At 64.8% G+C, this 13559-nt stretch carries 13 protein-coding genes; 6 read left to right on the top strand and 7 right to left on the bottom strand.

The window, feature by feature from the left end:
* Nucleotides 1-117: 117 nt before the first annotated feature.
* The 5 genes from ON29_RS20980 to ON29_RS20965 all read left to right on the top strand — a co-directional run bounded on the left by ON29_RS20980 (nucleotide 118) and on the right by ON29_RS20965 (nucleotide 3600).
* Nucleotides 118-939, top strand: coding sequence for an SAM-dependent methyltransferase (locus ON29_RS20980; RefSeq protein ID WP_040868727.1), 822 nt, complete (start codon nucleotides 118-120; stop codon nucleotides 937-939).
* Nucleotides 940-1198: 259 nt separating this feature from the next.
* Nucleotides 1199-1924: a hypothetical protein gene (locus ON29_RS36010; RefSeq protein ID WP_157172846.1), complete on the top strand. Its 726-nt coding sequence runs from the start codon at nucleotides 1199-1201 to the stop codon at nucleotides 1922-1924.
* Nucleotides 1924-2253, top strand: a complete 330-nt coding sequence (locus ON29_RS20975; protein WP_040868726.1) for a hypothetical protein — start codon at nucleotides 1924-1926, stop codon at nucleotides 2251-2253. The genes ON29_RS36010 and ON29_RS20975 overlap by 1 nt, the downstream gene beginning before the upstream one ends.
* Nucleotides 2253-3044 (top strand): hypothetical protein, encoded by a 792-nt coding sequence (locus ON29_RS20970; protein WP_040868724.1) that lies wholly within the window; start codon nucleotides 2253-2255, stop codon nucleotides 3042-3044. The genes ON29_RS20975 and ON29_RS20970 overlap by 1 nt, the downstream gene beginning before the upstream one ends.
* 1 nt (nucleotide 3045) lies before the next feature.
* Complete coding sequence (locus tag ON29_RS20965) at nucleotides 3046-3600, top strand: hypothetical protein (protein ID WP_157172845.1); 555 nt, start codon at nucleotides 3046-3048, stop codon at nucleotides 3598-3600.
* 66 nt (nucleotides 3601-3666) lie between these two features.
* Here ON29_RS20965 and ON29_RS20960 read toward each other — a convergent pair whose 3' ends face one another.
* The 5 genes from ON29_RS20960 to ON29_RS20940 all read right to left on the bottom strand — a co-directional run bounded on the left by ON29_RS20960 (nucleotide 3667) and on the right by ON29_RS20940 (nucleotide 9028).
* Nucleotides 3667-4665, bottom strand: a complete 999-nt coding sequence (locus ON29_RS20960) for an LLM class F420-dependent oxidoreductase (RefSeq protein ID WP_040868721.1) — start codon at nucleotides 4663-4665, stop codon at nucleotides 3667-3669.
* Between the two features lie 430 nt (nucleotides 4666-5095).
* Nucleotides 5096-6043, bottom strand: coding sequence for a TauD/TfdA dioxygenase family protein (locus tag ON29_RS20955; RefSeq protein ID WP_040868719.1), 948 nt, complete (start codon nucleotides 6041-6043; stop codon nucleotides 5096-5098).
* A 168-nt stretch (nucleotides 6044-6211) separates the two neighbouring features.
* Nucleotides 6212-7102: an ABC transporter permease gene (locus ON29_RS20950; protein WP_040868717.1), complete on the bottom strand. Its 891-nt coding sequence runs from the start codon at nucleotides 7100-7102 to the stop codon at nucleotides 6212-6214.
* Nucleotides 7095-7949 carry an ABC transporter ATP-binding protein gene (locus tag ON29_RS20945; protein ID WP_040868716.1) on the bottom strand — a complete coding sequence of 285 codons (855 nt, stop codon included), beginning with the start codon at nucleotides 7947-7949 and terminating at the stop codon, nucleotides 7095-7097. The genes ON29_RS20950 and ON29_RS20945 overlap by 8 nt, the downstream gene beginning before the upstream one ends.
* Complete coding sequence (locus ON29_RS20940) at nucleotides 7946-9028, bottom strand: ABC transporter substrate-binding protein (RefSeq protein WP_040868715.1); 1083 nt, start codon at nucleotides 9026-9028, stop codon at nucleotides 7946-7948. The genes ON29_RS20945 and ON29_RS20940 overlap by 4 nt, the downstream gene beginning before the upstream one ends.
* Before the next feature lie 663 nt (nucleotides 9029-9691).
* Here ON29_RS20940 and mgtE point away from each other — a divergent pair.
* Nucleotides 9692-11056, top strand: a complete 1365-nt coding sequence (mgtE, locus tag ON29_RS20935) for a magnesium transporter (RefSeq protein WP_040868714.1) — start codon at nucleotides 9692-9694, stop codon at nucleotides 11054-11056.
* 67 nt (nucleotides 11057-11123) lie between these two features.
* Here mgtE and nrdF read toward each other — a convergent pair whose 3' ends face one another.
* Together nrdF and ON29_RS20925 are read right to left on the bottom strand one after the other, a co-directional pair.
* Nucleotides 11124-12086, bottom strand: a complete 963-nt coding sequence (gene nrdF / locus ON29_RS20930; protein WP_040868713.1) for a class 1b ribonucleoside-diphosphate reductase subunit beta — start codon at nucleotides 12084-12086, stop codon at nucleotides 11124-11126.
* Nucleotides 12087-12664: 578 nt separating this feature from the next.
* Nucleotides 12665-13540 (bottom strand): dioxygenase family protein, encoded by an 876-nt coding sequence (locus tag ON29_RS20925; RefSeq protein WP_157172855.1) that lies wholly within the window; start codon nucleotides 13538-13540, stop codon nucleotides 12665-12667.
* Nucleotides 13541-13559: the final 19 nt, after the last annotated feature.

The following is a 13559-nucleotide window of genomic DNA, read 5'->3' as shown; positions in this document are numbered from 1 at the left end:
TTTCGCGTTCTCCGGCCACCGAGGTGTTCCCACTCCGGGCTTCCGTCGCGGTGCGGTGCCCAGCCCGCGCCTGGAATATGCTGGCGCAGAGGCGATCCGGTAGTGATGGGAACGACAATGACCGATCTCGGCGGCGACGGTAAGCCGCTCCGTCCGATTCACGACGCGAGCGTGCCGAGCAGCGCGCGAATATACGACTACGTGCTGGGCGGCAAAGACCACTATCAGGTGGATCGGGACGCGGCCGAGAAGGTGATCGCGGCCTTTCCCACCACCCGGGTCGCGGCGCGGCAGAACCGGCTCTTCATGCACCGTGCGGTGAACGCGCTCACCGCGATGGGCGTGACCCAGTTCCTCGACATCGGCACCGGCATCCCCACCGAGCCGAACCTGCACCAAGTGGCGCAGGCGCCGACGCCGGAAGCGCGGGTGGTCTACGTGGACAACGACCCGATCGTGTTGACCCACGCCCGCGCCTTGCTCACCGGTACGCCGGAGGGTCGCACCGCCTACGTCGACGCCGACCTGAAAGATGCCGCGGCGATCCTGTCCGCCCCCGAACTCCTCGACACCCTGGACCTGAAGCGTCCGGTGGCGCTGAGCCTGGTCGCCGTGCTGCATTTCCTGGACGACGAACAAGACCCCTACGGCATCGTCGAGACGTTGATGGGCGCCCTCGCGCCGGGTTCGTTCCTGGTGGTCACGCACATTACCGCCGACCTCGAACCCGAGATGATGACCGACGCGCTCAACGTGTACCGGCAGAGCGGGGTCTATGCCCAGACCCGCACGCGGGACGAATTCGCCCGGTTCTTCGTCGGGTTGGAACTACTGGACCCGGGAATTGTCGTCTCCAACCAATGGCGCCCCCAGGCCGAGTCACCATCCTGGCTTGACTCGCAAGTGAACTGCTGGAGCGCTGTCGGCCGGAAGGGGTGAATCCGGCCGGGCCGGGCGTCCATCACAAACCGGATGCCATCTGTGATGGATGGATGTGTTTTGGCGTCCCCTGACAGGGGTGGATCGGCTCAGTGACGTTCCGACGAAAAATATTTCGAGCACAAGCCTCGCGTCAACAGTCAGTTGACAGAACGATCAACGGCTGAGAACATGGCAGCCATCGCCACATGTGGGGGTATAAATTGCTGGGGGTGAGGTCGGATTACGTGACGCCGTGGGCCTGTGCATGATATGGGTGGTGTTGGCAGTAGAAAAGGATTTGGTGACGTTTCAGTGGTCTGCAACCGCTGTTCCGGGCGTCGGAGAGGGACACTATATGGTTTCGGATCTTTACTCGTATGGCGATGATCCGAGTTTACTGGACAGAAGTGATGCCGCCGATAGGAATTCTTTTCAGCCGCCGCAGAAGTCTTCCTTGGTGAAGGTGGAGATAGGTGGCGATCGCCTGCCTACGAGAATCGCGCTCGCTCGCGGTTGGAAACAAGCCTTCGACGCGTCGCAATACGGTCGGTCCATCATGGATGCGTATCAATACGCACGCTATGAATTGATGATGCGTTATGTCGACTCCGGCACTGTACCGGAGTCGACTCTCCCATCTCTGCGTGATGTCACACCTATGCTGTTGCAGGCGCGCACTTACGAAGAATATCGCGACTTGTATGATCGGCTGTATTCAGAACCAACTTTTACCGTTTACGGTCCCGGATACAATGAATATGATGAGCCCGCATTGACGGTAACCGCGACGCTCTCCGAGCTCGTTTCCGTTGAGATCGATCCGAACTGGGCCGGAGCAATCGATTCGAACTTCATTGCTCAGGACATCGTCGAATGCTGTGAGCAGATCAGAGCTAAGAAGCCCAGATGGGTCAGAGATATTTATTTGGACCAAGAATCTGATCGTGAATTGGCGGCTCGCCTCGTCAGGCATGAACAGCGATTGCTGAGGAACGAGTTCTGATGGCTGATGGCATGAAGGCGGAGTTGGACCGTCTGGAGAATGCATCGAAGGCTTGGATAAACGATGTGGCTCCCGGGTTACGCAAGGCGGCTGCATCGATCGAGGACCTGAAGTACTCATCGCTGCAATTCGGTCCACTCTTCATTTTGGCCTGGGAAAACTACAGTAGAGCTGCCGCGTACATTCAGGACCGTCTCAATGAAGCCGCTCCCGCTGCTGAACAGATCGGTAGCGCGCTGCACAGGGCAGTGGTCAGCTTCGATGAGCAGCAGGTCGAACAGAAGCAGAGCTTGGAGAAGCTCGCGGGAGAAATGGACTTCTCGATCTGATGGGCGCAAATCCGACGATAGATCAATTGACGGCAATTAGTGATGAGTTCACCAGAAAAGTAGATGAAGTAAAGAAGTTGCCGGGAAAGTTGAACGACAAGTTCGATGACCTCAAATGGATTCTTCCCGGGGCCTACATCGCGTTGACCGATACAAGGGATGCGATGCAACAGGATTTGAAGACCCTGATCTCGAAGCTCGGTGAAGCAGTCGAGGGGCAAGCTGCTCCGATATTGTTCGTGGGATATGCGGCAAAATGGCAACAAGTCGGCGCTGCCGTATCTGCTGTCAACAATATCCAGAACAAGCCGGACGTGAATCTAGAAGGCTACTGGGACGGCAGCGCCTACAAGGCGTTCAAGGCATCGCAAACGTATCAGTCGGCGGCCATGTCCAAGGCGACAGAAATGTGCGAGCAGGTGCATGAGCAGCTTCTGACTATTGCGGAGGAAGGGAGGATACTGTACAAGCAGATCATCGACAAGCTGGGAACATTGCTCGCTAACGCCGCTGTTGCCATTGGCGAATCCGCAACCGCTGTCGGGCTGGTCTGGTCGATAAACAATTTCAATGATGCGATAGTCACCGCTGTTGAGCTCGTCGTCGAGGCAATGACCAGCTTCCTCGAGTTGCAGGCAAAGGCGATGATCGCCTCGAACGAGCTCGCGAATATCATCAATCATCCGGCTGGATTTTTTCCAGATGCCGAAGGAAAAGATCGCTGGCCCAGTCCACAGACCGATGGGTACGATAGTAAAGACGACGACTGGAAACTGGACGGGGACAGCTGAGATGCATCGTTCTGCTGGATATCGGGTGCTGAGAGCCGCAGTGGTCGCGGTTATCGCGGCCGGGTTCTCGGTAACGGTTGGTTGCGGCTCTGAAAAAGTAGGGAACCCAACGGCGAAGACGAGCTCCCCCGTCGCGACTACAACAGCGCCGACCGCATGCGTCGAAGTCCCCGTGTGGGATTATCGGAAAGATGATGAGAAGAAGTTGACGGCGAGATTGGTGGAACTGGCGCTTCCGGCAGGAGTCTGCTTTTTCGCGGTGGATACAACCGACCTGGCGGAGCAGCCCGGTAAAATCTCGGTCCGAGTCGACCTCACCGTGCCGAATTCAATCGGTCCCGAAGATCTACGGGCGGTCGCCACCGATATCGCCCATCTTGTGAAACAAGACGAAGTCTCGCAGCGGACGGCTGTCCTGAGGGTTACTAACTGGGGATTTGCAAAGCCGAAGTATCGAGACCACCTCTTCGACGAGAACTTCCTGCTCCACCCGTGGGACGGCACGCCGTCCCGGCAGGCTGAGATGGCGCTGTGGAAAGTTTTCGAACAAAATTGACTGCGCATTGCGAGGTGGCTGGCCACAATGTACCGGACAGCCACCTCGGCGTGACGAGTCGAATGACTACGACGCCGACAAAGCCGGGAGCACTTCGCGTTCGAAGAGTTCGATGCCGGAGGTGTCGTAGGCGGATTCGGGGAAATTGAAGATGGCGTAGCCGAGGCCGAGGTCGGCGACTCGGCGCAGGTTCTCGGTGATCTGCTCGGGAGTGCCGGTGGCGGCGCCGCTGTTGTACAGCTGTTCGAAGTAGGACTTCGCCGCGTCTTCGCCGATGACGGGCGTGAGGCGGGCTTTCAGCGCCGCGAGGCGATCCTCTACTTCGGCCTGGGTCGAGCCGATGACGACGTTGAAGTTCGAACTGCGGACGATGGCGTCGAAGTCGGTGCCGACGTCGGCGCAGTGGGCGCGCAGCACCTCGGATTTGTGGGTGAACTCCTCGGGGTTACCGCTGAAGTTGGTGTACTGGGCGTATTGCGCGGCGATGCGCAGCGTCTTCTTCTCGCCGCCGCCCGCGATCCACAGCGGAATACCGTTCTCCTGCAACGGCAGCGGACGGACGATCGCGCCGTCGACCTGGTAGTACTTGCCGTCGAGGTTGGCCGAACCCGTGGTCCAGGCCTGCCGGAAGATCTGCACACCCTCGTCCAGGCGGCCCAGCCTTTCGCCCGCGGACGGGAAACCGTAGCCGTAGGCGCGCCACTCGTGTTCGTACCAGCCACCGCCGATGCCCATCTCGACGCGGCCGCCCGAGATCAGGTCGACCGTCGCGGCCACCTTGGCCAGGTAGGCCGGGTTGCGGTAGCTGATAGCGGTACACATCTGGCCGAGGCGGATGCGTGCGGTGGTGGCGGCGAACGCCGACATCAGCGTCCATGCCTCGTGCGTCGCCTCCTCGGTGGGGACCGGGACGGTGTGGAAGTGGTCGTACACCCACAGCGATTCCCACGCCGGGTTCGCATCGGCGCGCTGGGCGAGGTCTCGCATCACCCCCCACTGGTCCGCCGGGTCGATGCCCACCAGATCGAGCCGCCAACCCTGCGGAATGAAGATGCCGAAGCGCACGAATATCTCCTTCGTGTGTACCCGAACCACCGCGGCGAGCGCCGCGCTTTCCTACCTCACTGTTCCCACTTCGCCGCACTCCGGCAACCGTTCGGCGCTCGACGCACCGAATTCGGGCCACCTGCGGCGCTGTCTCGATCGCACTACCACCAGATCGTCGCGAGCCGGTTCACCGAACTCGCCACGGCGTCGATGCCCCATGCGGTCGCCCCTGGCCAGGTGGGCGTGCGGCGTACGACACGCGGCCACGCCGATAACCGCGCAACGAAGTCCGAGGGTCCCATCCGCTGACCGATTGGTCACTCTGTGCAGCGTCGATGGTGGCCGCAGGGACGGCGACCCCGATACCGGCTGACTTGCTCGAATACTGCCGAGACGCGAGGTCGGCCGAGTGCTTGCCGAAACCCGGCCGACCTCGCGTGTCCGGACCCTAGGCGCCGGTGAACTTCTCTCCCGAGATCGCCTTGGACGGCGCACCGTCGACGCCGACGGGAATGTCACCCTCGAGTGTGGTGCGGTACAGCACGCGGGTGACGTCGCGGTGGTCGAGGTCGCTCGGTGCGAGGTGCGCGGTGGCGCGGTTGTCCCAGAACGCGAGGCTGCCCTTCGCCCAGCGGAACCGGACGGTGTAGGCCGGGTTGGTCACCTCGTCGAACAGCAGCTTCAGCAGTGCGTCGCTCTGGTTCGGCCGGAGCCCGACGATGCGGGTGGTGAAGCCGGGGTTCACGAACAGTGCCCGCTCGCCGGTCACCGGATGCACCCGGACGACCGGATGCTCCGTGATCAGCGGCGCGGCCGCGACCTTCTTCGCGTAGTCGCTGTCGGAGTCCCAGGCCGGCCTGCTGCCGCCGAAGCGGTGCTCGGCGCGCAGCCCTTCGACGAATCGCTTGAGCGACTCGGGCAGGTTCTCGTAGGCGGCGACGAGGTTCGTCCAGCCGGTGTCGCCACCCTGCGCCGGGGCGATCTCGGCGCGCAGGATCGAGGCGGCGGGCGGGTTGATCAGCGCGGAGACATCGGTGTGCCAGTGGTTGGTGTAGCTGAATTTCCGCACACCGAACCGCTTCTCGTACAACCGGCTGTCGACCGCGAGGATCTCCGGGTGCTCCGTCGGCGCGTCGTCGTCGTACGGGTGCGACGGCGTGACCGCGCCGAACCGGCGGGAGAAGGCGATCTGCTGCGCGTGATCGATGTGCTGATCGCGGAAGAACAACACCTTGTAGGTGTGCAGCGCGTCGGTGATGGCCGCGACCTGCTGGTCGGTCAGCGGTTCGCGGAGATCGACGCCGGAGACGTCGGCGCCGATGTAACCGGCGACGGGCGCGACGTGCACCGGGTTGCCGGTGACGGTCGAGAGGGGGGTTTCGTGGACAGCGGTCATCGGAAGAACTCGTTTCGGATCAGAGGATCGGGCCGGTGGCAACCGGAGGGGCGGGACGTGCGGCAAGGCGACAAGCGCTGCCGCATACCCGCATGAAGTCCACGACGCGCCGTTTGGTCAGCGCCCGCACGGCGACTGTCTTCCGGATATGAGACGGGTGGCCATGGTTCAGGCGTTCGCTGGGGCGCGCCACCGCGACAGGCGGCGTTCCAGGGCGACCAGTACGCCGTTGAAGCCGAGGCCGAGCAGCGAGATGGCGAGGATTCCCGCATACATGTTCGGGATCGCGAAGTTCTGCTGCGCTGCGGTGATCAGATAGCCGAGCCCGGCCCTGGCCCCGAACATCTCGGCGGCCAGCAGCACGAGGATCGAACTGGCGGCGGCCATCCGCAGACCCGTGAAGATGGACGGCAGCGCCGCGGGCAGGATCACCTTCTGGAACAGACGTAACGGCGAGAAGCCCAGGGAAGCGGCGGATTTGACCAGTAGCGGGTCGACGGTGCGCACGCCGGTGATGGTGTTCAGCAGAATCGGGAAGAAGCTCGCGTAGACGACGATGGCCACCTTCGAGGTTTCGCCGATCCCCAGGATCAGCAGGAAGACGGGGAGCAACGCCAGCGCCGCGGTGTTGCGGAACAGTTCGAGGATCGGGTTCAGGAAGTCGGCCACCGGCTTGTACCAGGCGATCGCGATGCCCACCGGGATGCCCGCGACCAGCGCGAGGGAATACCCGGCCAGGGAACGATTCAGGCTCGCGGAGATGTGCGTCCACATCTCTCCGCTCGCCACCAGGTCGGCGAACGCCTGGGCCACCACCGAGAACGGCGGCAGGAACACCTCGTCCACCAGCCCGAGCGTGGGGGCGAGTTGCCACAGCAGCAAGAACAGTGCGATCACGACCGTCGGTTTGAATACCCGCCAGGCGAGCCGGCCCACCGCCCGCAGGGCCTGCGTCACGGCGGTGGGCGCGGGCTCGGCCCGCCGCACCGGGGCGGGCCGGGTGGGCTGGACCGCGCGTTCCCGAACCGGCCGCTCGCTCAGCTGAATGGCACTAGACATGAGCCGTCCTCTCGGTGGTGGATTCGATATCGGCCGGGTCGGTAAGGGATTTCAGTTCCAGGCTCGCGGCGCGTTGGACCTCGCTGTGCAGCAGCGTCCAGATCTCGTGGCGGTAGTCCCGGAAGCGCTGGGAGGAGCGGATGTCGTCGTCGGTGCCCCGGTCGAGCTCGACGTCGACGATGGCCTTGATCCGGCCGGGCCGTGAGGTCAGCACGGCCACACGCTGGCCGAGGTATACCGCCTCATCGATGCCGTGGGTGATGAACAGGACGGTCTTGCCGGTGGCGCGCCAGATGCGCAACAGTTCGTCCTGCAACGATTCCCTGGTCTGCGCGTCGAGCGCGGCGAACGGCTCGTCCATCAGCAGCACCTCGGGATCGAATGCGAGACTGCGCGCGATCGCGACGCGCTGCTTCATGCCGCCGGACAGTTCGTGCGGGTAGCGGTCGCCGAAACCGGAGAGCCCGACCAGTTCCAAGTAGTGGTCGGCCAGCTCGCGCCGCGTCCTGCGGCGCAAACCCTTGGCCTCCAAGCCGAATTCGATATTGGACCGGGCCGTGCGCCAGGGCAGCAGGGCGTACTGCTGGAAGACGATGCCGCGGTCCAGGCCCGGTCCGGTGATCGGTTTCCCGTCCAGCAGGATCTCACCGGAGGTGGGCTTGCTCAGCCCGCCGAGCAGGTCCAGCAGCGTCGACTTGCCCGAGCCGCTCGGCCCGACCAGGACCAGGAACTCGCCTTCACGCAGTTCCAGCGAGATGTCCTCGAGCGCGGTGAACCGCTCCTGGGAGCCGCGCACCGCGAACTGCTTGCGCACTCCGGTGAGCGCTAGTTTCGTAGCCGTGGTCATTTCGCGGCCACCACCTCTCCGGTCGGTCCCGCCTCCGGCGTGAATTTGCCGTTGGCGTACGGGTTGAACTTGTTGGTGAACAGGTCCGCGGCCTTCAACTTGCCGTTGGGCAGTTCGCCGTTGCGCACCAGCCAATCGATCCAGATCTGCAGTTCCTTGTCGGCGACCACCGCGCCGGGCACCGGGATCCCGGGGCTGAGCCAGTACGGCACCAGGTTGGTGTTCTCGTTGCGGCCGCGCTTGCCGATGATCTGGACGAACCGCTCACGCACCTGATCGCGCGGAGTCACCTGTAGCCAGCGGACAGCGCGCGCGGTGCCCTGCACGAAGTCCTCCACCGCTTCGGGGTTCTTGGCGATGTAGTCGTTGCGGAAGACGTAGGTGCCGTAGTCGAACGTGCCGAAGATGGCCTTGTCGGTGTACAGCGGGTGGATACCGCCGCGCTGGAGGGCGGTGTCGCGGAAGACGCTGCCCAGGGCGCCGACGTCGACCTGTCCTTTGCGCAGCGCGTCCTCGGTGTTGGCAGGCGGTACGACTACCAACTGCACCTGCTTGATCTCGTCGTCGGTCAGACCTTGCTGATGCAGCCACTCCCTGGTGATGAATTCGTGGTGCGCGCCGAGCGTGTTGACCGCGACCTTCTTGCCGATCAGATCGCGTGCCGAGGTGAGGCCGGAGTCGTCGCGCACGTAGTAACCGGTGAACGACTGCTCGTCCGCGCCATAGGAACTGAGCACCGAGGTGACCTTCGCCCCGCCCGCGATCAGTTTCACCACCGCGCCGTTGAACGCGCTGCCGAACTCGACCTGGTTCGTCGCCGCCGCCTGGATATTGGCCGGACCGCTGGTGGTGTCGCCTTCCCAGTGCAGGCTGATCTTCGTGAAGTAGCCGAGGTCGTCGGCCAGTTCGACGGGGCTCACCTGTCCGGTGGCGCCTTGGTAGCGCAGCACGGTCTTGCCGTCGGCGGTCTTGGCGGTGGTGGACTCGCCGCATCCGGTGAGCACGGATAGACCGGTGAGCACCGCCACGGCGGCTGTGAGAGCGCGGGCGACGCGCCGGGAGGAGGGAGAGAGAAGCATTGTTGTTCTTTCGAAGAGAAGACGCCGTGCAGTTCGATGCCAGGCGTCCGGCGACACCACAGCGGAGCGATGCGGCGGTGGACGACCGCGCGGGATTCGGCGGGGAACCGATGCCGCGCTACTTCAGTGGCGACAGATTCCGTGCGGAACGCGCATGAAGTCGACCGCGCGACGGCGGATCAAGGCTGTTGCTGTCGACACTTCGAGACTTCCGTGAGCTGTATATCGGTGCGGGACAGGCGCGGTGACTTCCGACGCCCGCTTGGGAAACACTGTCCCGGTTCCCAAGCATGGGAGCAACAGTTCGACGCCCCCTGCGTATAACCCTGTCGTCCGGGCATCGAGCGGCACAGCCGATTCCGATCGGCGTGGAGCGGCTTGGGTCACAGTGCGCTGTCGTAAGGTGATCATCGTCCCCGAAGCCATGTAAGCTGCACGAGGACGTTTCCGGTCCGCGAGATGTTGATCCGAATGGTGCGGATATCCGAGATCCGCGGCGACGACGAGAGGGAGGTGGGGTAGCGATGCGCAGCGAACCTCCCAGTCGAAGGCCGCGCGGCGCCGCCCCTTCGCATTCCTGATCAGGTCGCGACGGCAGGGGCCGGCGCCCGCGGTGTGAATTTCGCGCTCTCCGTTCACTCACGCATGTGCTGAGGTCCTCTCATGTCGCAGACCGACATCATCGAAGTACGTCCGACGCTGTCCGAATCCCTCCAGGACATCGTCGATACCCGTCGCGTGGACGCCGCGCTGGACTGGCTCGGCAACCATCCGCCGCACGTCATCGCCGATCAGCTCGCCCGCATGGACGCGGTGCGAGCCGGGATGGCGTTCCGCCTGCTCGACAAAGACCTGGCGCTGGCCGTCTTCGAGGAACTCGAGCCGGTGGACCAGCAGCAGATCCTGCAAGGACTGCGCGATCAGAGCTTCCGTGACCTGGTCGAGGGCATGGCGCCCGACGACCGCGCCCGCATGCTGCGCGAGGCGCCCGCCAAGGTGGCCAAGAAGGCGCTGGCCGGGCTGAGCCCGCGGGAGCGGCGGATGACCGCGAGCCTGCTCGGCTACCCGGAGGGCTCCGCCGGTCAGTTCATGACGCCGGAGGTGGTGGCGCTGCCGCGTGACCTCACGGTGGCCGAAGCGCTCGGCATGGTGCGCGCCAAGGGCGGCAACGCCGAGACGGTGTACACGCTGCCGGTGGTCGATACGGGCAGGCGGCTGACCGGCATCGTCGAACTGCGCGAATTGGTGCTCAGCAAGCCCGAGACCATGGTGTCGGAGCTGGTCGTCACCGAACCGGCCTTCGCGCGCGCCACCGATTCCGCGGAGAAGGCCGCCCGCCTGATGCGCGAGACCAACGACATCAACCTGCCGGTGGTGGACAGCGAGGACCGGCTGGTCGGGCTGCTCACCATCGACGACGCGGTCGAGGTGATCGAGGCCGCCGACAGCGAGGACGTGGCGTTGCAGGCGGGATCGGCGCCGTGGGAGGGCCACTACATGGCCGCCGGGGTGTTCCAGCTGGCCCGCTATCGCGCGCTGTGGCTGCTGCTGTTGCTCTTCGCCGCGACGCTGACGGTGAGCGTGACCGACTTCTTCGAGGGCACCTTGCAGCAGGCGGCGCATCTGGCGCTGTTCATCCCGCTGCTGATCGGCGCGGGCGGGAACGCGGGCGCGCAGGCCGCCACCGCCTGCGTGCGCGCGGTAGCGGTCGGCGAGGTCAAGGCGTCGGACCTGTTGAAGGTGATCTGGCGGGAATGCCGGGTCGGCCTGGTACTCGGCTCGCTGCTGGCCTCGGTGGGCTTGGCGATCGGCGCCCTGTTCGTGGGTCCGCGCATCGCCCTGGTCGTCGGCATCACCCTGGTCCTGATCTGCGGCTGGGCCGCCACCATCGGCGGCACCATGCCACTGCTGGCCAAGAAATTGCGCATCGACCCCGCGGTGGTCTCCGCGCCGATGGTCACCACCCTGGTGGACGCCACCGGCCTGATCATCTACTTCACGACGGCCAAGCTGGTCCTGGGAATCTGAGGTCGGCGATCGAGGGGCCGACCACCTCGAGCCCGGCTCCGCGGTCGCGTCGCCGGGCTCGGTCGGCTCAGAACTCCCAGTCCTCGTCCTCGGTGTTGACCGCCTTGCCGATGACGTAGCTCGAGCCCGAACCGGAGAAGAAGTCGTGGTTCTCGTCGGCGTTGGGGGACAGGGCCGAGAGGATGGCGGGGTTGACCTCGGTTTCGTCCTTGGGGAACAGGCCCTCGTAGCCGAGGTTCATCAGCGCCTTGTTGGCGTTGTAGCGCAGGAACTTCTTGACGTCCTCGGTGAGGCCGACCTCGTCGTAGAGGTCCTGGGTGTAGTCGACCTCGTTGTCGTAGAGCTCGAACAGCAGCTCGAAGGTGTAGTTCTTGAGTTCGTCGCGCTCGGCCTGGGTGACCAGCTCCAAGCTCTTCTGGTACTTGTAGCCGATGTAGTAGCCGTGGACCGCTTCGTCCCGGATGATCAGGCGGATCATGTCGGCGGTGTTGGTGAGTTTGGCCCGCGACGACCAGTGCATCGGCAGGTAGAAGCCGGAGTAGAACAGGAAGCTCTCCAGCAGCGTGGAGGCGACCTTGCGCTTGAGCGGATCGTCGCCGTTGTAGTACGACAGCACGATCTCGGCCTTGCGCTGGAGGTTGCGGTTCTCCTCCGACCAGCGGAACGCCTCATCGATCTCGCGGGTGGAGCACAGCGTGGAGAAGATCGAGCTGTAGCTCTTGGCGTGCACCGACTCCATGAACGCGATGTTGGTCAGCACCGCCTCTTCGTGCGGGGTCAGCGCGTCCGGGATGAGGCTCACCGCGCCGACGGTGCCCTGGATGGTGTCCAGCAGGGTCAGGCCGGTGAAGACCCGCATGGTCAGCTGCTTCTCGTCGGCGGTCAGGGTGTTCCACGACGGGATGTCGTTGGAGACCGGCACCTTCTCCGGCAGCCAGAAGTTGCCGGTCAGCCGGTCCCAGACCTCGGCGTCCTTTTCGTCGGGCACCCGATTCCAGTTGATGGCCGACACCCGATCGATCAGTTTCATCCTGCCTCCACGCCTTTCCCGAGCACGCTGCCGTCACGGAATGCCTACCCTCGGAACACTACTCCTAGTGGCTGACATGTCCGCGTAGCACAACACCTTGTGTCGCCGCGACACGCGTCCTCCGTGCGGAAGAACGCCAGGGCGCGCCGCGCGCGGCCCCCTATTGTGCGGTACGCGCCTTCTGGCGCCTACATCGGCACCGGTGGGTCCGATTGCTCGCTGAAAGTTTGCCAACAGGTGTCGCAAGAGGCGGGGGCGACGGGCTGACGACGCGGCACACCAGGTGTGGATGCCTGCTTCCGCTCGGCCGCGAAAGCGTTGCCGGGCTCGCTGATCCTTCGTTTCCCCGGTGCGCCGGGACGGCGGCAGTGCCGCAAGTCACCGCCGCCCGGGGACCGAGCCGCTTCGAGGCGCGGTGGTCTACCTGCCCCGATCCGATCATCCGAGCGGCTCCACCTGGCCCGGCATGGTGTGACTACCGGTTCCGGGCGTTGGTGATCGCCGTGGACGTCGTGGTCATCCGGGGCCGACCAACGCCCGGCCGGAGAGCCCCTGGCGGACGGGCGCGGGACCGATCGCTACCGCGGAGGCCGACCGCCGGGTGCGCCGCCGCCGGGCGGCCGCCCACCGGGCTGCGCGGAACCGTTGCCCGACTGCGTGTTCTGCGATTTCTCGGCGACGCCCACGGTGAGCGAGACGCGCAGCCCGGAGGACGGCGCGCCCGTCACGGTCGCCAGTTCGGCGTCCCAGCCGTCGCCGAAGACGCCGTCCGAGGCGAGCGAGACCTCCGCCAGATTGGTGACGCTGCGCGCGTAACCGGAGTCGTGGGCGAACACCGCCTCGCAGGTGTCATGGGGTAGCGCGATCTGCGAGGTCAGCCGCGCGTTCTGGCCCGCGACCGCGGTCTCCAGCGAGTCGTAGACCTCGAAATGGATGTGCGGCCACCGGCCCGAGTAGCAGGCCGGGAAGATCGAGGTGAAGCTCACCTTGCCGTCGGCGCCGGCCACCTGCACGCCGCGCAGGTAGTTCTGCTCGGTGACACCGGTGCTGTAGAGCGAATAGTTGCCGTCCCGGTCGCAGTGCCACACGTACACCGCCATGCCCGCCCCCGCCGCGCCGCTGTTCGCCAGATCGCGCAGCGTGAGTTCGAGCGTCATCGGAACGCCCTGCGCGACGCCGGAGTACGAGCCGAACGAGCCGGTGATGTCGCTGCGCACCACGCCGGACTCGATGAGGACGTTGGGTCCGTTCGACCCGTCGCCCGGATACGGTCCCGCGGTTTCCTGCGGAGCGGCGGTGACGCCGCCGGATTGCGCGGTGGTCGCCGACGCGGTCCCGGCCGTACCGGTCGTCGTGTCGTTCGATCCCGAGGCGCAGCCCGCCGCGACCGCCGCCGCGCCCGCGGTCGCCCCGAAGAAGAGCAGGGCGCGGCGCCGGGACACCATCACCTTCATATCGTGTGTGAGGCCGAGA

The sequence above is a fragment of the Nocardia exalbida NBRC 100660 genome (assembly GCF_000308575.1).
Classification (GTDB): Bacteria; Actinomycetota; Actinomycetes; order Mycobacteriales; family Mycobacteriaceae; genus Nocardia; species Nocardia exalbida.
Note: the sequence above shows the minus strand (reverse complement) of the source record. Positions and strands in the feature narration are given on the sequence as shown.